The 19,048-nt window shown below is 36.7% G+C and carries 19 protein-coding genes; 16 read left to right on the forward strand and 3 right to left on the reverse strand.

The genetic code is table 11. The features are described from left to right. The first annotated feature begins 62 nt into the window (after positions 1-62). The gene (gene dapA / locus ME3_RS04255) at positions 63-947 is read left to right on the forward strand and encodes a 4-hydroxy-tetrahydrodipicolinate synthase (RefSeq protein ID WP_007477433.1); all 885 of its coding nucleotides are present in this window, start codon (positions 63-65) and stop codon (positions 945-947) included. A gap of 18 nt (positions 948-965) precedes the next feature. Then, positions 966-1,442 (forward strand): SsrA-binding protein SmpB, encoded by a 477-nt coding sequence (smpB, locus tag ME3_RS04260; RefSeq protein ID WP_007477435.1) that lies wholly within the window; start codon positions 966-968, stop codon positions 1,440-1,442. A 46-nt stretch (positions 1,443-1,488) separates the two neighbouring features. Here the strand turns inward: smpB and ME3_RS04265 are convergent, their stop codons facing one another. Continuing rightward, on the reverse strand, positions 1,489-2,157 hold the full coding sequence (locus ME3_RS04265) for a uracil-DNA glycosylase (protein WP_039952586.1): 669 nt from the start codon (positions 2,155-2,157) through the stop codon (positions 1,489-1,491). A gap of 497 nt (positions 2,158-2,654) precedes the next feature. Between ME3_RS04265 and rpoZ the strand changes: the two genes are divergently transcribed. The 12 genes from rpoZ to panB (ME3_RS04325) all read left to right on the forward strand — a co-directional run bounded on the left by rpoZ (position 2,655) and on the right by panB (ME3_RS04325) (position 12,999). Further along, a complete protein-coding gene (rpoZ, locus tag ME3_RS04270) occupies positions 2,655-3,053 on the forward strand; it encodes a DNA-directed RNA polymerase subunit omega (protein ID WP_007477438.1) in 399 nt (132 codons plus the stop codon). Between the two features lie 125 nt (positions 3,054-3,178). Further along, positions 3,179-5,407, forward strand: coding sequence for a RelA/SpoT family protein (locus ME3_RS04275; RefSeq protein ID WP_007477440.1), 2,229 nt, complete (start codon positions 3,179-3,181; stop codon positions 5,405-5,407). Positions 5,408-5,424: 17 nt separating this feature from the next. After that, positions 5,425-6,003: an orotate phosphoribosyltransferase gene (pyrE, locus tag ME3_RS04280; RefSeq protein WP_007477442.1), complete on the forward strand. Its 579-nt coding sequence runs from the start codon at positions 5,425-5,427 to the stop codon at positions 6,001-6,003. Between the two features lie 98 nt (positions 6,004-6,101). Continuing rightward, entirely contained in the window at positions 6,102-6,692 is a 591-nt protein-coding gene (locus tag ME3_RS04285; RefSeq protein ID WP_007477444.1) for a DUF2062 domain-containing protein, read from the forward strand. Continuing rightward, positions 6,689-7,090 carry a holo-ACP synthase gene (gene acpS, locus ME3_RS04290; protein WP_007477446.1) on the forward strand — a complete coding sequence of 134 codons (402 nt, stop codon included), beginning with the start codon at positions 6,689-6,691 and terminating at the stop codon, positions 7,088-7,090. The genes ME3_RS04285 and acpS overlap by 4 nt, the downstream gene beginning before the upstream one ends. A gap of 81 nt (positions 7,091-7,171) precedes the next feature. After that, positions 7,172-7,954: a signal peptidase I gene (lepB, locus tag ME3_RS04295; protein WP_039952627.1), complete on the forward strand. Its 783-nt coding sequence runs from the start codon at positions 7,172-7,174 to the stop codon at positions 7,952-7,954. A gap of 9 nt (positions 7,955-7,963) precedes the next feature. After that, a complete protein-coding gene (gene rnc / locus ME3_RS04300; protein ID WP_039952587.1) occupies positions 7,964-8,671 on the forward strand; it encodes a ribonuclease III in 708 nt (235 codons plus the stop codon). Next, a complete protein-coding gene (gene era / locus ME3_RS04305; RefSeq protein WP_007477451.1) occupies positions 8,664-9,569 on the forward strand; it encodes a GTPase Era in 906 nt (301 codons plus the stop codon). Before rnc ends, era begins: the two co-directional genes overlap by 8 nt. Position 9,570: 1 nt before the next feature. Beyond that, a complete protein-coding gene (recO, locus tag ME3_RS04310; RefSeq protein ID WP_007477453.1) occupies positions 9,571-10,317 on the forward strand; it encodes a DNA repair protein RecO in 747 nt (248 codons plus the stop codon). A 26-nt stretch (positions 10,318-10,343) separates the two neighbouring features. Beyond that, positions 10,344-11,189 carry a pantoate--beta-alanine ligase gene (panC, locus tag ME3_RS04315; protein WP_007477455.1) on the forward strand — a complete coding sequence of 282 codons (846 nt, stop codon included), beginning with the start codon at positions 10,344-10,346 and terminating at the stop codon, positions 11,187-11,189. A gap of 11 nt (positions 11,190-11,200) precedes the next feature. After that, complete coding sequence (panB, locus tag ME3_RS04320; protein WP_007477457.1) at positions 11,201-12,028, forward strand: 3-methyl-2-oxobutanoate hydroxymethyltransferase; 828 nt, start codon at positions 11,201-11,203, stop codon at positions 12,026-12,028. A 155-nt stretch (positions 12,029-12,183) separates the two neighbouring features. Beyond that, positions 12,184-12,999: a 3-methyl-2-oxobutanoate hydroxymethyltransferase gene (gene panB, locus ME3_RS04325; protein WP_007477459.1), complete on the forward strand. Its 816-nt coding sequence runs from the start codon at positions 12,184-12,186 to the stop codon at positions 12,997-12,999. A gap of 474 nt (positions 13,000-13,473) precedes the next feature. Here panB (ME3_RS04325) and ME3_RS04330 read toward each other — a convergent pair whose 3' ends face one another. Next, positions 13,474-14,088 carry a YfbR-like 5'-deoxynucleotidase gene (locus ME3_RS04330; RefSeq protein WP_007477461.1) on the reverse strand — a complete coding sequence of 205 codons (615 nt, stop codon included), beginning with the start codon at positions 14,086-14,088 and terminating at the stop codon, positions 13,474-13,476. Then, positions 14,088-14,954, reverse strand: a complete 867-nt coding sequence (gene ygfZ / locus ME3_RS04335; protein WP_007477462.1) for a CAF17-like 4Fe-4S cluster assembly/insertion protein YgfZ — start codon at positions 14,952-14,954, stop codon at positions 14,088-14,090. Before ygfZ ends, ME3_RS04330 begins: the two co-directional genes overlap by 1 nt. 64 nt (positions 14,955-15,018) lie before the next feature. Between ygfZ and ME3_RS04340 the strand changes: the two genes are divergently transcribed. Further along, a complete protein-coding gene (locus ME3_RS04340) occupies positions 15,019-16,347 on the forward strand; it encodes a dihydroorotase (protein WP_007477463.1) in 1,329 nt (442 codons plus the stop codon). A 1,164-nt stretch (positions 16,348-17,511) separates the two neighbouring features. Further along, entirely contained in the window at positions 17,512-19,020 is a 1,509-nt protein-coding gene (gene cysS / locus ME3_RS04345; protein WP_007477465.1) for a cysteine--tRNA ligase, read from the forward strand. The last annotated feature ends 28 nt before the right edge of the window (positions 19,021-19,048 follow it).

Consider the following 19,048-nt stretch of genomic DNA (forward strand, 5'->3'; position numbering starts at 1 on the left):
TATAATGAGTAGTTTAAAAGACAATTGTTTTTAAGTAAAACTTAAATTGCGAGGAGTTCATCATGCTCGAGGGAGCGTTGACTGCACTTATCACACCATTTGATGAAAATGGTGATGTTGATGAAAAAGCGTTTTGCAATTTTGTTGAATGGCAAGTTATACAGGGTATTAATGGTTTAATCCCTGTTGGAACAACGGGTGAGTCACCAACTTTAAGCCATGAAGAACATAAGCGAGTTATAGAGTTATGTATTGAGCAGGTTGCTAAGCGTATTCCTGTTGTTGCAGGGGCAGGGTCAAATAGTACAGATGAGGCGGTGGAACTTGCCCAACACGCAGAAAAAGCAGGTGCTGATGCAGTTTTGGTTGTAACCCCTTATTATAATAAACCTAATCAAAGAGGGTTATACGCTCACTTTGCAGCTATTGCGAAAGTTGTTTCTATTCCGATTGTAATTTATAATATTCCTGGGCGTTCTATTGTTGATATGACTGTAGAAACCATGAAAAATCTATATCAGGATTTTAACAATATTATTGGTGTCAAGGATGCGACAGGAGACATTGAACGGGTAAGTCAACAACGCAAAGAGTGTGGTAAGGATTTTGTGCAGCTTTCCGGTGATGATAGTACAGCATTAGGTTTTAATGCACATGGTGGCGTGGGATGTATTTCAGTTTCATCCAATGTTGCTCCAAAACTTTGTGCACAACTTCAAGCTGCTTGTCGTCGTGGTGATTATAAAATGGCATTAGAATTAAATGATCGTTTAATGCCTCTAAATTATGGAGTGTTTATTGAACCAAATCCAGCAGGTATTAAATATGCTGCTGCAAAATTAGGGCTTTGTCGTGATACTGTTCGTTTACCGATTGTTCCATTAGAAGATACTACAAAAAAAATTATCGATGCAGCTTTACAACATGCAGGCCTCATTCAAGAATAAGGTGGTATTGAAATAACCATGAACAGAAAAAAAAATGCACTAGCGCGTACAGTAATTGCTCATAATCGTAAAGCTCGTTTTAATTTTGAAATTTTGGATAATCTTGAAGCTGGGCTTGTGCTTCATGGAACTGAAGTTAAATCTTTACGTTCCAATAATGCTAATATTTCTGAAAGTTATGCTAGCTTTGAAAATGAAGAGTTATGGTTGATTAATGCCTATATTCCTGAATATACACAAGCTAATCGTTTTAATCATGAACCACGTCGTTTACGTAAGTTATTACTTTCAAAGCGCGAAATGGCACGTTTTTTTAATGCAGTTTCTCGTGAAGGGATGACCATTGTTCCACTTCAACTTTATTTTAATGAAAAAGGGTGTGTGAAGTTAGAAATTGCCATAGCGCGGGGTAAAAAACTTCATGATAAACGTGAAACAGAAAAAAAACGTGATTGGGGACGTGAAAAAGCAAGATTGTTGAAGAAGTACGGATAGTTTTGTTGGTTTGTATTTTCTTTTTTATAATAATACTAAAGGAATTTCAGCATTGATCTAAATATGTTTTCGCTGTTTGAAAGATTTGATGAAACATAGCATCTGTCAAACGGTTGGTATTAGTATTATAGCGGGAACAGTGATAGCTTGAGAAGATGCGTAATCTACCAATATTGTTTATTACTCCGTGACCGAAAGGGTATTCTGGGACTTTTGCATTTAAAGCACGTATAGTTGAATGATGAGCAATGGCGCCAAGGGTAATAACGGCTTTGAGTTGAGGAAGATTTGTTAAAAGAGGTGCGAAAAAATATCGGCAAGTATTAATTTCTGTGCTGGTAGGTTTATTTTCTGGGGGTACACAACGAACTGAGTTAACAATTGCTGCATCAATCAGTTCAAGACTATCATCAGGTCTTTCTTCAAAAATTCCTTGAGCAAAACCAAATTTTTTTAAAGTAGAGTAGAGCAGTAGACCAGCGTAATCACCAGTGAAAGGGCGTCCAGTTCGGTTTGCTCCACGCAACCCAGGTGCAAGCCCGACAATAAGAAGACGTGTTGTTGCAGCGCCTTTAGAGGGGAAGAATGGGCTCACAGGTGCATTGTGCCAATGGGGTTCTTTCATACGCCAGCCGGAGATAAAGTCATGTAAACGGGGGCATAAGTTGCAATTTTGCGGTGGTTCTGGGCAAAATGTTGTTAATTGACTATTCATGGTTGTAGGCATTCGTCATCTTGATAAAAAATTTTTGAATTATTTTATTGGGTATACGGCAGATATTATTTTTGTAAATAACTTAATGATTTGTTTGATGACTAAAGTATTGATTGGCACAATGTTAAATAAATTCAAAGCTTTTATTTTAGATTAATACAATTATAAATAATACATTACAGCATTGTAATTCAAAAGATTTTTAAGAAATTTGAATGATTATATAGTTTTAAAGCTTTGGAATCTGAAAGAAACTCACTCTATTAATGGGGAGGGTTATTGTTGCATTTGAAACTAATATCATTCCATTTATTTTTTAAAGAATGCTATTAGTCATTTAAACTTAGCTGATTGTGTTCTTTTTATACAATTATGTTATCAGGAAATTTCTGCAAAAAAAATGCTAAAGCTTGCATTGTTTTTCTTGTTTTTTGTTTTGATTATTGTATATATTCTAAATTAAATATTGGATTTTGAACTTTAAGAAAGGGGCGTAAATGGCCCGCGTAACGGTCGAAGATTGTATTGATAAAGTTGATAATCGTTTTGAATTGGTGCTTTTAGCCGGGCATCGAGCGCGCCAGATTTCACAAGGTGCACAGATTACAGTTGATCGTGATAATGATAAAAATCCAGTTGTAGCTCTACGTGAAATAGCAGATGAAACCTTATCACCTGCAGATTTAAAAGAAGATCTTATTCATTCATTGCAAAAGCATGTAGAAGTGGATGAGCCGGAAACGGTTAATGAATTTATTTCTCACTCAAGTGAATCTGAAAATGCTTTTAGTACGTCACAGGAAGAGGAAAAATGTTCATTTGACTGTATATCGGAAGAGGGGCTTTTAGCAGGTATTGAAGGTTTAGTTGTACCCGAGAAAAACGACGATTATTAATTTTGTAGTTTATTGAGAGAGTATTATATATACTTTATTTAAGAGTGTATATTTTATTTTGAGACCTTTCATTGATAGAATATTCAATAATATTTAAATTATGAAATTTCTGAGGATATGCCTACATGATGCGTCAGCATGAGCTTATTGAGCGGGTGCGACGTTATAAGCCTGATGTAAATGAAGCTTTGTTGAATAAAGCCTACGTTTATGCAATGGAGAAACATGGACATCAAAAGCGTGCTTCGGGTGATCTTTATTTTTCTCATCCTTTGGAAGTTGCTACTATTTTAACGGATATGCGTTTAGATGAAGCAACAATTGCTGTTGCTCTTTTGCATGATACAATTGAAGATACAAGCGCTACACGAACAGAAATTGATCAGCTTTTTGGATCTGAAATTGGTAAGTTAGTTGAAGGGCTAACAAAGCTCAATAAGCTTGATTTTGTCTCGAAAAAGGCCGTACAGGCAGAAAATCTTCGTAAGCTTCTTATTGCTATTTCTGATGATGTCCGTATTCTTTTAGTTAAACTTGCAGATCGTCTTCATAATATGCGCACTCTTGGTGTTATGCGTGATGATAAACGTCGGTGGATTGCTGAGGAAACGATGGATATTTATGCACCGCTTGCTGGCCGTATGGGTATGCAGGATATGCGCGAAGAATTAGAAGATCTTTCTTTCTTTTATTTAAATCCAGAAGGTTACCGTATTATTACTGACAGAATTTCTGAATTATCGAAGTGTAATCAGGATTTACTTTCCACAATCGAAAACGAATTGACAAGACTTTTTTCTCAGCATGGTATTAAAGTTGATGTTAAAAGCCGTCGGAAAAAATCTTATTCAATTTTTCGCAAAATGGAAAGCAAGGCATTATCTTTTGAGCAATTGTCTGATATTTTTGGATTTCGTGTGATTGTTGAAACAGTGGATGATTGTTATCGTGCTCTTGGTATTATCCATACTACATGGCCAATGGTACCTGGTCGTTTTAAAGATTACATTTCTATACCTAAACAAAATGAGTATCGTTCAATTCATACGACAATTGTGGGGCCTTCAAGGCAGCGTGTTGAATTGCAAATTAGGACCAATGCAATGAATACAATTGCTGAATATGGTGTTGCAGCACATTCCATTTATAAAGATTATGGTTCTAATTATTCAGTCTCGAAATTGTCGAGAGAGACCAATGCTTATGCGTTGTTGCGTCAAACAATTCAATCTTTATCAGATGGAGATAATCCGGAAGAGTTTTTAGAGCATACAAAGCTTGAACTTTTTCAAGATCAGGTTTTCTGCTTTACACCAAAAGGGCGGCTAATTGCCTTTCCAAAAGGTGCTACACCTATTGATTTTGCTTATGCAGTTCATACCGATATTGGTGATTCTTGTGTGGGGGTAAAAATCAATGGTCGTATTATGCCTTTAATGACCAAATTAAAAAATGGTGATGAGGTTGATATTATACGTTCACAAGCTCAAGTTCCGCCGGTAGCGTGGGAATCTTTTGTTGTAACGGGGAAAGCACGTTCCGCAATTCGCCGAGCAACACGTGCAGCAGTGCGTAAGCAATATTCAGGTTTAGGTTATAATATTCTTGAACGTTCGTTTGAATGCGTGGGAAAACCTTTTTCAAAGGATATGCTTAAACAAGTTCTACCGCGTTTGGCACGCAAGGATGTGGAAGATGTATTAACAGCTGTTGGGCGTGGTGAATTATCTTATGTTGATGTGGTTAAAGCAATTTATCCAGATTATCAAAATCACAATGTAGTGCATCAGTCGTTTTTTAAATCTGAGGAAAGGGGCCGGTTTAATATTGAAACCTCTCAAAGCATGGTTTTTAAAATGCTTGAAAATGGAAAGGAAGGAACTTCAGAAAAGAAAGATCAATACAAAGCATTACCTATTCGAGGAATTAGTGGAGACATTCCAGTACGATTTTCTCCTGAAGGAGCTGTACCAGGGGATCGAATTGTTGGTATTATGCAGCCGGGGGCGGGTATTGTTATTTATCCAATACAGTCTTCAGCTTTAATGGCTTATGATGATCAGCCAGAACGGTGGATTGATGTATGCTGGGATATTGATACCAAAATAAGTGAACGTTTTCCTGCTCGGATAAATATTTGGGCTGTTAATAGTCCTGGCTCTTTGGCTAAAGTAACTCAGGTTATTTTTGCAAATGATGCCAATATTCAAAATTTATCTTTGATCCGTATGGCTTCAGATTTCACGGAAATTGTGCTTGATTTAGAGGTTTGGGATCTAAAACACTTGAATCGTATTCTTTCTCAGTTAAAAGAAACAGGCTCAGTTAGTGCAGTGAGTCGGGTGCACGGATAAAAACACGAGATTTTGCAATGAATACACAAGATGTAATTGATATTTTTAAACAGGCAGATGCGATTCTAGAAGGGCATTTTATTTTAACATCAGGTCGCCATAGTGCTATTTATATGCAGAAGGCGAAAGTATTCATGCATGCTGATCTAACCGAAAAACTATGCTGTGGTTTGGCCAAAAAAATTAGGGACTGTGTTGAAGGAAAAATTGATTATGTAGTTGGTCCTGCGATTGGTGGTCTTATTCCTTCTTATGAAACTTCACGTCACCTTGGTGTACCTTCTATTTGGGTAGAGCGTGAAAATGGCATATTTCAACTGCGTCGTTTTGAAATAGAAAAAGGAGCAAGAGTTGTAATTATCGAAGATATTGTGACAACTGGTCTTTCTATTCGTGAGACAATAGAAGCTTTAATTAAAGCAGAAGCTAATGTTGTGGCAAGTGCATGTATCCTTGATCGTTCTGGTGGTAAAGTTGATGTTGGAGTTCCGTTAATTGCGCTTGCAGAATATGAAGTGGCATCTTATGCTGCTGATGCACTACCTCCTGAGTTTGCTTCCCTTCCTGCAATTAAGCCAGGAAGTCGCAATATCTAACCATTTTAAAATATGCTCTGTTTTGTGCAAAAACTTCATTGAAATTAATTTGAATAACAAAGATTGTTTTGTACAAATAGTATATGTATGAGTATCTTATGCTTTTTCATTATCGAAAATTAATAGATTTTGGAGAGCGTATTCGGCTTTTGTTTTGGTCGCGTCGCTCATTTTGTTATATGCGCAAGCGTATTTTGCGCATATCGGAAACGCCACATAAAGTAGCGTTGGGGTTAGCTATTGGCATTTTTTCAGCTTGCTCACCCTTTTTTGGATTACATATTATTTTGGCACTATTTTTTTCTTGGATTTTGCGCGGTAATTTTACTGCAGCAATTATTGGGACTGTTTTTTCAAATCCGCTAACATTTTTGCCTATTGTTATGATTGATTATAAGATAGGCTATCTACTTTTATCACTTTTTGGAAATGTGGGTAAAATTTCTCTTTCCCAAATTCGCACTATATTTAGTAACTTGACGTTTTCAAAGGTATGGATAATTTTTGGGAATACATGGGATTCTATTATGCTACCAATGATTTTGGGCGGTATTCTTTTAGGTTTTATCTTTGGAGGTTTGTCTTATGTAGGTGTTTACAAGGCAATAGGTCGTGTCCAGCAAAAAAGGTATCAGAAGATGATGCAAAGAGTGCATTTGCGGCAAGAAAATTCAGGTAATGTTTTATGATTATAGGTCTTGGCAGTGATATAGTTGATATAAGGCGAATTGAGAAAATGCTGGTTCGTTATGGTGACTATTTTATCCAACGCATTTTTACAGATGTTGAACAGGCCAAATCTGAAAATGTCCAAAAAAGTTCTTTTTCTTATGCTAAAAGATTTGCCGCTAAAGAGGCATGTGCTAAAGCTTTAGGGACAGGTATCGCCTGTGATGTTAGCTGGAAAGACATGGAGGTAGTTAATTTACCGTCGGGAAAACCGACTATGCAATTAACAAATTGCGCGCAGCTGCAATTACAAAAGTTATTACCTCCTCACCATAACGCTTTCATTCATCTCAGTATAACAGATGATTTTCCTTGGGCGCAGGCGGTTGTTATTATAGAAGCACTTCCAAGTGGATAGGCAGTGGAAGAGATTGTGCTTTTGTTATTTGAGCATTATGATGAAAAATGAATTTTATTTGTAATAAGAAGGCAGTGTATGATGAGTCAAAAAGAAAAAGTACAAAAAAAGAAAGAGAAAGGTGGAGTCTTTGAATTGATTTCTGTTCTCATTCAGGCTCTATTTTTGGCTGTTCTTATTCGCACGCTTTTTTTTCAACCCTTTACAATTCCTTCTGGTTCTATGCGTCCTACTTTACTTGTAGGGGATTATCTTTTTGTTTCCAAATATGCATATGGATATTCTCGTTTTTCCATTCCTTTTTCTCCTCCTATTTTTTCAGGACGTATTTGGGCATCTCAACCTAAACGAGGGGATGTTGTAGTATTTCGTTTACCTAGCAATCCAAGTGTTGATTATATTAAACGCGTCGTTGGGTTACCGGGTGATTATGTTCAGGTTCGTCAAGGCGTTCTTTATATTAATGATAAAGCTGTTTCACGCCAATTAATGGGGCAGATTGATGATCCTGACGTAACAGAGCTCAACCGCCCTGTGGATGTTTATCGTGAGACAATGTCTAATGGTGTAAGTTACAATACACTTGATTTAGGTTTTTCCCCGCAGGTCGATAATACAAAAGTTTTTGAGGTTCCTCCAGGGCATTATTTTATGATGGGTGATAACCGTCATAATTCAGATGATAGCCGTTTGGGTGTAGGTTATGTTCCAGAAGAAAATCTTATTGGTCGAGCAAATTTAATCTTTTTCTCTATAAGTAATGGTTCAAGTGCATGGCAGATTTGGCGCTGGCCATTTGATGTGCGCTGGGCACGTTTGTTTTCTTTTGTTAACACTATTCACTATTTTTCACTGACTAAGTAGGGTCTAATGATGAAGCGTCACATCATTGATCAGCTTGAAAAGCTGACGGGGCATCGCTTTAAGAATGAAGATAGATTAAAAAGAGCATTGACACATTCTAGTGTTCAAGGGTTAGTGGAAGGCAATTATGAACGGTTGGAATTTCTAGGTGATCGCGTTCTTGGGCTTTTGGTTGCAGAAATGTTGTATCAATTTTTTCCACACGCTAGTGAAGGTGAATTATCGGTACGTTTAAATGGCTTAGTGAATACGCAAACATGTGCTGATATTGCACTAGAAATGGGTTTGCCTGATATGATTCATGTTGGTTTTGAAATGAAAAACTTAGAGAATCGCCGGGTAGCTAATATGTATGCTGATGTCATTGAAGCGTTAATTGCTGTAATGTACCTTGATGGGGAGTTGGTGTGTGTACGGCCTTTCATCCGAAAATATTGGCAAGATCGTGCAAGGAAGATGGATGCTGGTAGGCGTGATGCCAAAACAGAGTTACAAGAATGGGCTCATACACAAGATGGTGCGCAGCCGCAATATCGGGTTGTGAAGCGCTATGGACCAGATCATGATCCCATTTTTATGGTTGAAGTAAAAGTTTTTGGTTTTGCACCTGAGATTGGGCAAGGCAGTTCTAAACGACATGCTGAAAGAGTAGCTGCTGAAAAAATTTTACGACGTGAAGGTGTATGGCAATCAATAGAGAAAAGTGATCATGAATGATGTTATTAAAACACGCTGTGGTTTTGTTGCGCTCATTGGGATGCCCAATGCTGGTAAATCGACATTAGTTAATCAGTTGGTTGGAACAAAAGTTTCAATTGTAACCCATAAGGTGCAAACAACACGAACTTTGGTACGTGGTATTGTCATTTATGAGAATACTCAAATTATTCTCATTGATACTCCAGGTGTTTTTCGTCCTCATAAGCGATTAGAGCACGCTATGGTTTCTACTGCTTGGAGCGGTGCTAGAGGTGCTGATATCCTGTTAATTTTAATTGATGTTCAAAAGGGTCTTTCGGACGAAGTTGATGCAATGTTGAATGTTCTAGAAAATATTAAACAGGATAAAATTCTTGTCCTTAATAAGATTGATACAGTTGCAAGAACATCTCTTTTAGCATTAACCGCTAAAATTAATGAACGAATGAAGTTTTTGCAGACATTTATGATTTCAGCTTTAAATGGTTCGGGTTGTAAGGATTTACTTCATTATCTAAGTACAATGATGCAAGAGGGGCCATGGTACTATTCAGAAGATCAAGTTTCGGATATGCCTATGCGTCAACTTGCTGCTGAAATTACGCGTGAAAAACTTTTTCTTCGTCTCCATGAAGAAATTCCTTATTCCTCTACAGTTGAAACAGAAAATTGGGAGGAACGTCCAGATGGATCAGTTAAAATTAATCAGGTTATCTATGTAGAGCGTGATAGTCAGAAAAAAATTGTTTTAGGAGCGGGAGGTGATACAATTAAAGCGATTGGTCAAGCAGCGCGTAAGGAATTAACGGAAATCATAGAACAAAAGGTTCACCTTTTTCTTTTTGTGAAAGTGCGTGATAATTGGAGCACTAATCCAGAGCGCTACCAGGAAATGGGATTAGATTTTTTAAAATAAAATGAGATGGAAAGAGCATGCTATCATCCTTGGCACACGTCAGCATGGTGAAACGAGCGTTATTCTTGAAGTTATGACACGTCAGCATGGTCGCTATATGGGAATGGTAAAGGGAGGGCGTTCTCGTAGTATGGCGGCTTTTCTTCAACCTGGAAATTTTGTTGAGGCTGAATGGTGGGCACGTTTGGATGAGCATTTGGGGTTATTTAAGCTTGAAGCGCTTGATTTACATGCTTCACGATTAATGCTCATACCAGAAGCACTTTATACTTTGCAGTTGATGGCTTCTCATTTGCGACTTCTTCCCGAGCGTGATCCTCATCCTATTTTATATGATATGTTGCATATTTTTATGCAGAATTTTGATGAATGGTTTGTTATCGCTGAATTACTTATACGTTTTGAAATGCAGCTTCTTAAAGAACTTGGATTTGGCCTTGATTTGTCTTGTTGTGTTGTAACAGGTTGTCAGGAAAACCTTCATTATGTATCACCAAAATCAGGACGTGCTGTGTGTGAAGAAGCAGGGTACCTTTGGAGAGATAAACTTTTACCTCTACCGCAGTTTCTTATACAAAGAGCCAGTTGTCCTATTGATTTTAATGATATGAGAAATGGATTTACTTTAACAAATTTTTTTTTAACACGCCATGTTTGGGAGCCAAGAAAGATACAACACCCGTCGGTTCGCGTTAGTTTAATAAACTTATTTGAACGGAGATTTTGTATGAAAGAGTCAATTTACTGATTTTATAAAATAGGTATAATTTAAATATGCAAATTTTAAAAACAATTGCTGAAGTACGGCAATGTATCGCAAAGGAGCAACGTTTAGGATTATCGATTGGTTTTGTTCCAACTATGGGAGCATTGCATAGTGGTCATATTGCTTTGGTACAACAGGCAAAAGTAATGTGTGATCGAGTATTAGTTTCTATTTTTATTAATCCAAAGCAATTTGGACCTCATGAAGATTTTGATATGTATCCAAGAGATCTTGAGGGCGATTGTGCTTTGTTGAAAAAAGCGGGTGTTGAATATGTTTTTGCACCTTCTACAGAAGAAATGTGGCCGCTGGGAAATGAGACTGTTGTAAGGGTAGAAAAATTGTCACATGTTTTAATAGGAAAATTACGCCCAGGGCATTTTTATGGTGTAACCAGTGTTGTTGCTAAGCTTTTTAATATTGTGCAGCCAAATAAGGCGTTTTTTGGGGAAAAAGATTTTCAACAGCTTCTTATTATTCGTCGTATGGTTAAGGACTTAGCTTTTCCTGTTGAAATTGTTGGTGTACCTATTTTACGTGATGCAGATGGTGTAGCCAGCTCTTCACGCAATCAGCTTTTAACATTAGAAGATCGCAAAGCTGCAAAAATTATTCCTGAAAGCGGTGAGGCTGTTGTAAGGCTTTATAACCAAGGCGAACGATCAGTTAATAAACTGTGCAAAATTGCCCGTGATATTTTGCGGCAAGAACCGCGTGCTATTATTGAGTCAATAGATTTAAGAGACATAGAAACTTTATGCATGTTTAGAGGAAAACTGAATAAACCTGCGGTTTTATTACTATGCATCCGCTTTGGTGAGGTCAGGCTTATTGATCAATATATTTTACAATAGGAAATACAACAATGACTTCATATAAAACTATAAATCGTATTACTGCTTCTGAAATACGCTCCAAAAAGGGTCAAGAGCCAATCGTTTCTTTAATGGTTTACCAGGCTTATAGTGCTCGAATTGCTGACCCATATTGCGACTTTCTTTTAGTGAGCGACAGCGTTGCTATGATTGTGCATGGGTTTGATACAACATTACCTGTTGATGTAGATATGATGATTTTATACGGAAAGGCCGTTATGCGTGGATCTGAACGGGCGCTTGTAGTTGTTGATATGCCTTTTGGTTCTTATGAAGAAAGTCCGCAACAGGCTTTTAGAAATGCATCACGAATTATTGCAGAAACAGGATGTGGTGCAGTCAAACTTGAGGGTGGTGTTCATATGGCTGAAACAGTTAGGTTTTTGCACGGACGTGGTATTCCTGTTATGTGTCATATTGGTCTTATGCCACATACAGTTCGTTTGGAGGGCTTTAAGGTGCAAGGGCGCGATGAGCAGAGTTGGCTCCAGGTTGAAGCTGATGCATTGGCAGTTGAGGAAGCTGGTGCTTTTGCTGTTATGGTGGAAGCGGTAGTAGAACCATTAGCAATAAAGCTTACAGAAAAACTCTCTATTCCTACTATTGGTGTTGGTGCATCCAATCAGTGTGATGGGCAGATTTTGGTAATGGAAGATATGTTAGGCTATAATACTTGGTTAGGCTATGGTAGTTGGATGCCTAAATTTGTGCGTCGGTACGGTTCTTTTGAGGAATTGGTAGATACAGCGGTAAAGAATTATGCAAATGATGTTAAATCACGCGCTTTTCCGGCAGATACAGAGGTTTATAAGCATTAAATTGGATTTTTAAAAAGCTCTATGAGAAATGTATTTTATGCTGAAATCACGTGTAAAAAGGCTTTTTTATGTATTTTTGCGGTTTTATTGCTGACTCTTAATTTTGGTGAAGTCAGACTTGTTGATTAATATGTTTTACATACGGAAACTAAGAAATGGATTCACATAAAGCTATAAAGCGTGTCTCTGCTTCTGAAATACGGTCGAAAAAGGGACAAAAACCGATTGTTGCTCTAACAGCTTATCAGGCTTATAGTGCGCGGATTGCTGACCTATATTGTGATTTTCTTTTGGTTGGTGATAGCGTTGGTATGGTTGTGCATGGTTTTGATACAACACTGCCTGTTAGTGTGGATATGATGATTTTACACGGACAAGCGGTTATACGTAGTTCTCAAAAAGTGCTCGTAGTTATTGATATGCCTTTTGGTTCTTATGAGAAAAGTCCACAGCAGGCTTTTGAAAATGCGTCACGGATTGTTGCAGAAACAGGGTGTGGTGCAGTCAAGCTTGAAGGTGGCATTTATATGGCGGAAACAATTGATTTTTTATGCCAGCGAGGTATTCCAGTTATGGGGCATGTTGGCCTTACACCACAAGCGGTAAATCGTTTCGGTAGTTTTAAGGTACAAGGGCGTACTGAAAATGATAGGTTAAAGATCGAAGCTGATGCAGTAGCAGTTGAAGAAGCAGGCGCTTTTGCTGTTGTATTGGAAGGGGTAGTAGAACCGTTAGCAGTGAAGATCACAAAAAAGCTCTCTATTCCTACTATTGGTATTGGTGCATCCAATCAGTGTGATGGGCAAATCTTAGTAATGGAAGATATGTTGGGTTACGGGGCTTGGGTGCCTAAATTTGTACGTCGTTATGGTGCTTTTGAACAAGCAATGGATACGGCGATTAGAAATTATGCAGATGATGTTAGATCACGTGCTTTTCCTTCTGATTCAGAGATTTATAAGCCCAAATAAAATTAGGTTTAAGAGAAAACCCTATAAAAATATATTAGTTATATGAAGCGTAAGATAAAAGAAATTTTCTTAAGTACGTTTTGCTTACACTGAATTTGAACTATTTTTCATATGGCTGTTCTATTTATGTCTCATTGATTAATGAGATGCTGAAATCTTTTTGTATATCTTAAAGTATTTTTAGCAATGCATTGAAAATTAATAATATTTATTTTTTAAAGGTAAACTACAGATAATAGAAAAAACAGAGATTATGGATTGGGTACTCTATAAATTAATAGAAATAAGAAGGAAAACAAATTCTGTTCTATTTATAAACCATATTCAAACAAGGTATGACTATAAAAGATAATATGTAATAAAAAGTTGCGTAAGATATTTTAATATTTATCCAACTGGTGAGACTATAAGCTAAGATACTTTGTGTTTTATTCCCGTAAAAACAAAAGACAAGTGACTAAAAAGATATGAATATCATCTTTGACTATCTATATCACGAAAGCGGGTTAAAAAGACATTTTCAATTTGTTGTGTTGAATAGGACTGCAAACTAAGTTTATCGGGTAAAATATTATTTGGAGACCCAAAATAACGCATGGCTTCTTTTGTACTAAAGCCAGCAAGAGTAATAGCTTCGTAGAAAGCAGCAATACGATCAGCTTGTTTGATTTTTTTTAATAGTTTGTGAGGTGGATTAACAGGTAAAGAAAAGCGTATGCAGATGGTATCTTGTATGCGTTTTTCGACAAGCTGATACTGTTTTCCTATAACAGCTTTAAAAGGTGAAATCATATCACCAATAACATATTCTGATGCATCATGGAGAAGAGCTAGAAGACATTCGTCATTGTGGGATTGTGGAAAGAGTATCTGAAATATTTGTTCTACTAAAAGTGAATGTTGCGCGACAGAATATGTATGTTCACCGTGTGTTTGACCATTCCATCGTGCAACACGAGAAAGGCCGTGCGCAATATCTTCGATTTCGATGTCAAGAGGAGAAGGATTAAGTAAATCAAGCCGCCGACCAGAAAGCATTCTTTGCCAAGCACGTGCTGTTCCATCTTGTGATAATTCAGCTTTAGCCATTAGTTAGTTTCCACGGTATTTTCAGGAAAGCTGAAGTTCATATTTTCAGCAATACTTATTGTTACAGGAAGATTTTCTATTGTAAACGGAATATGTTTGTCCATAATATCTTTAACATGGTCAATACGCATTAAAGCTAAGGCTTCATTTTCTACACATGTCCCTAATTCACCAAGTATTTTAGTGCCTGCTTGAATGATGGATCTTGGCATTAAATTGTGCTGGCCTTTTACTATCAAAAAACGGCGACGAGCTGCTCTACGATGGTGCATTCGTGAAACAACTTCCTGTCCGATGTAACAACCTTTATTGAATGATAATCCACTGATTTGATCGTAATTGATATCATGAGGAAAGACTTTACCTATTTTATAATCTTGCCCACTTTCTGCGATTGCATAGCGGATACGCATTCGGTTCCAATTATCATTATGTTCTGGAGAAAGAAAAGGTATTTTTCCATAAACACGTACTATTTTTTCATTTTGTGGAAATCGTTTATCAATAAAACTTAAATCAAAATCACAAGTACTTATTTTATTTTTCCAAAAAACTGTAACAACTAATTGTAATGGTTGTGTAATTTCCACTTTTGTATGTAACTTATAAAGGATAAGGCGTTGTTGAAAGGTGTCTGCTAAATGTGCAGCGATATCAATCATATAACCTTGGTCTATTTTACCGATTAGAAAATCAGCAATAACTTTTCCTTGTGGTGATAAAAGAGCACCAGGGAAAAGTTCTTGTGAGTTGATTTTTTCAACATCTGTTGTAATTAGGGCTTGTAGGAAACGTGTTGCTTCTTCACCTATAACTTTAATAATTTTGCGATTTTTTAAGCTAATAGTGTTTTGTTTTTCGATCATGGTCCTTGCCTTTCTGCTCAGAGTTACATAATCGGTAAAGAGATGATGTCTAAGGAGTATGGCTGTGTTTAAAACATTTGATACAATTTTTAAAGGTGCAACACTTGTTAATCATGATGGAAGTGGCAAGCGTGATATTGGTATCATGAATGGCTGTATTGCTGAAATTGGTGACTTGACGTGTGCATCCGCTAATGAGGTGATCGACTGTACAGGGCTTCATATTTTACCAGGTATCATTGATAGCCAGGTTCATTTTCGTGAGCCAGGGCACATACATAAGGAAGATCTAGAAAGTGGTTCTCGTTCTGCGGTTTTAGGGGGGGTTACAACGGTTTTTGAAATGCCTAATACAAATCCACTGACGATAACAGAAGAGATGTTGACTAATAAAGTTAAACGCGGATTTCATCGGATGCATTGTGACTTTGCGTTTTGGGTTGGGGGAACACGTGAAAATGCGCATGAATTGGCTGAATTAGAGAGACTTCCTGGAGCTGCTGGAATTAAAGTATTTATGGGGTCTTCTACAGGTAATCTTTTAGTTGATGATGATGAAGGTGTTCGTCTAATTTTGAAAAATACGCGTCGTCGCGCAGCTTTTCATTGTGAAGATGAGGAGCGGCTCAATGAACGTAAAGCACTTTGCATTAAGGGAGATGTGTCATCACACCCGCTTTGGCGTGATGAAATTGCTGCTTTGAAATGTACACAACGTTTAATTAAAATTGCGCGCGAAATGGGAAAACGCGTCCATGTGTTACATCTTTCTACAGCGGAAGAAATTGATTTTCTGAAAAATCATAAGGATTTAGCAACAATTGAAGTAACTCAACATCATTTGACTTTGACTTCTGATGATTATCAAAGGCTTGGCACATTGATCCAGATGAATCCACCTATTCGTGAAAGCCACCACAGTAAAGGCCTTTGGTACGGTGTTCAGCAAGGTATCATTGATGTTTTAGGTTCAGATCACGCTCCTCATACGCTTGAAGAAAAGCATAAGTCTTATCCTCTTTCACCTTCGGGTATGACAGGTGTTCAAACTACAGCAGCAATTATGCTGACTCATGTGAATACGGGAAGGATATCTCTTGAACGCTTTGTTGATCTCACCTCGCATGGTCCTAGTCGTGTTTTTGGTATCAGCTGTAAAGGACGCATTGCAGTTGGATATGATGCTGACTTAACCATTATTGATCTTAAACGGGAGGAGATTATAACCAATGCACATATTGGTTCACGGGCAGGGTGGACACCTTATGATGGCAAAAAAGTTAAAGGTTGGCCAGTTGGGACAATTATTCGTGGAATGCGGGTTATGTGGGAAGGTGAAATTGTTACACCTTCGCAAGGTGAACCTGTTAAATTTATAGAAGCATTAGCATAATAAAACTAAAAGTTTGGTTTATTGTTTAAGTGATTGTCTTTTGTAAAAGGGCACTCATAACAACTTTGTTACACATATATGAAAACAGCTTTAAGACTATTTTTCTGATTATGTGTACGGAGAAAGTTAATATTGTAACATGGTGTACAAAAGCAGTTGTTACAAGAATTTTTGGTTTAATACCATTTACAATTCCATTAAAGTTTATGCTTCAGTTTGATGTTTCAATAAAAGTAGGTTTGTTCTTTGGTTATTAAACAGGTTGTACCTGTAAAATGAACTTATAGGTAATGCATTTTGGAGCAATTATTGTTTTTGTAAAGTAAATTCAAAACTTGTCAGAACGCGTTATCTTTTTGTTTTGTAACGATAATTTACCGTTTGTTAAGGATTCATTCCTCCTTAGATCAAGCAGCATGATATTGATTGTTAGTGTTTAATATTCATTTTAAAATAATAAAAAAGAGAACACAGTCTTTGTTTATGTATTGAATTATCGACATAATGGTACCGACAAACGAATTCTTTAAGTAAAAATGTGATGTGAGAAAATCATAGCTTCATTTGTTGTAAAATAAAGGTCTTATTGGTTTAGGTAAGGTTTATGGAAATCTGAAGTGATATGAAAGAATTTGCAAAAAATACTATAATGAGCATTATGCGCTTATCTGTTCAAACAATATTATCTTCCATTTATCATTTTATACTTGCGATTATAAGTCGTAACGATGTTATGCAGTGATTTGATTGTTATTATTGGAAGATAAGGTGTTATGGGATTTTATCAAAATGTCAGAATATGGTATTTGAGTTTTATTCTGTTGCAGATGAAGTAAATAATATAACTGATATGTTGCCAAATATTCCAGATATTCTTGAAGCAGTAGCATTTGCCAAATGGAATAGTTTATTTATCCAATATCAAAATAATAAACAGCTTGATCTGTTTTGATTGCTTTATGCACGTATTATGTATTATGTATTTAGTATGTATTTATTAGTTATCGTTAATTAATATTTTTTGAATTATATAGATCAAATAGTTCGATGTTGGAAATAAAAAAACCAATATCGCGGTATTTTTTTCAAGCAGTGTTATTAACTCATAATATGAGTAAATTTTGCTGGAACTACACCAAGCAATATCACTAACGGAGTATAATTATGGGAAATCTGCGGTTTTATAACACGCTTACACGCAAAAAAGAAAATTTTACACCGATTGATGCTGCTAAGGTACGTCTTTATGTTTGTGGTCCGACAGTTTATGATTATGCTCATATTGGTAATGCACGTTCTGTAATTGTTTTTGATATTTTATTTCGTTTTTTACGTCATGTTTATGGTGAGGACCACGTGATATATGCTCGTAATATTACGGATGTCGATGATAAAATTAATGCACGAGCAATCCATAAATACCCAGAGCTTGCATTAAATGATGCTATTCGTCAATTAACAGAATGTACATATGACCAATTTCAAAAGGATACAGAAGCGCTTGGTTGTTTATTACCAACTAGCCAGCCACGTGCAACCGATCATTTAGAAGAAATACGATCTTTGATTGAAAGACTTCTTGAAAGAGGACATGCTTATATAGCAGGAAATCATATATTATTTTCTATAAGCAGTATGGGGGAATATCCCCGTTATGGCGAATTTGCAAAACGATCGCTTGATGAAATGAGAGCAGACTCACGTATAGATATTGCTATTTATAAAAAGGAAAAAATGGATTTTGTTTTATGGAAACCCTCTCAAGAATGGGAACCAGGTTGGCCATCGCCGGCAGGAATTCCTGGTTTAGGGCGTCCGGGTTGGCATATTGAATGCTCAGCAATGTCGATGGTGAAGCTGTTGGCTCCTTATGGTGGTGGTTTAAATTGTAATGATCCTGCAGCAAATGTTTTTGATATCCATGGTGGTGGTATTGATTTACTTTTTCCTCATCATGAAAATGAGATTGCACAAAGTTGTTCAGCTTTTGGAACTGAGCGAATGGCTAATTTTTGGATGCATAATGGTTTTTTGCAGGTTGAAGGCAAAAAAATGTCTAAAAGCCTTGGTAATTTTATCACTATTCATTCTCTATTAGAAAGTGATTTTCTTGAATTTAATGATTCTTTGACAGATGAAATAAGACAAAACTGGGCGGGCTTATCTATCCGTTTTTCAATGTTGCAGACTCATTATCGTGAACCTCTAAATTGGACAGCTCGTCGTTTAACGCAATCCAGTAGCGAATTATATCGTTGGTATGAGATGCTTCGTGGTGAGAAATGTTGTTTGGATAATAATGAATCTATAGATGAATCTTTAATCAATACATTAAGTGATGACCTTAACACTTCAAATGCATTTACTATTTTACGAAAATTTTATAAGGAAGGAAATGCTATGGCTCTTGCACGCGGTATGGATTTATTTGGGCTATTGCGGCAGGAATGGGTTCAAGAGATAGAATGTCCACTGTTTGTTAGAAAGACATGCTTTGATTCAAAATTTATTGATCAGCGCATTGCCGAAAGGCTACGGCTTATCCATAATAAAGAATGGGAAGCTGCGGATAGAATTCGTGATGAGCTTGCAGTGGGAGGGATCTCATTAAAAGATGAAAAAGATCCACAGACTGGCGAGCGTATTACTACGTGGGAGATAAGACGACAATAGTTCCCGTATTCCAGCAGCTCTCATAAAA

Origin of the sequence: Bartonella melophagi K-2C, assembly GCF_000278255.1 — a bacterium.
Lineage (GTDB): Bacteria > Pseudomonadota > Alphaproteobacteria > Rhizobiales > Rhizobiaceae > Bartonella > Bartonella melophagi.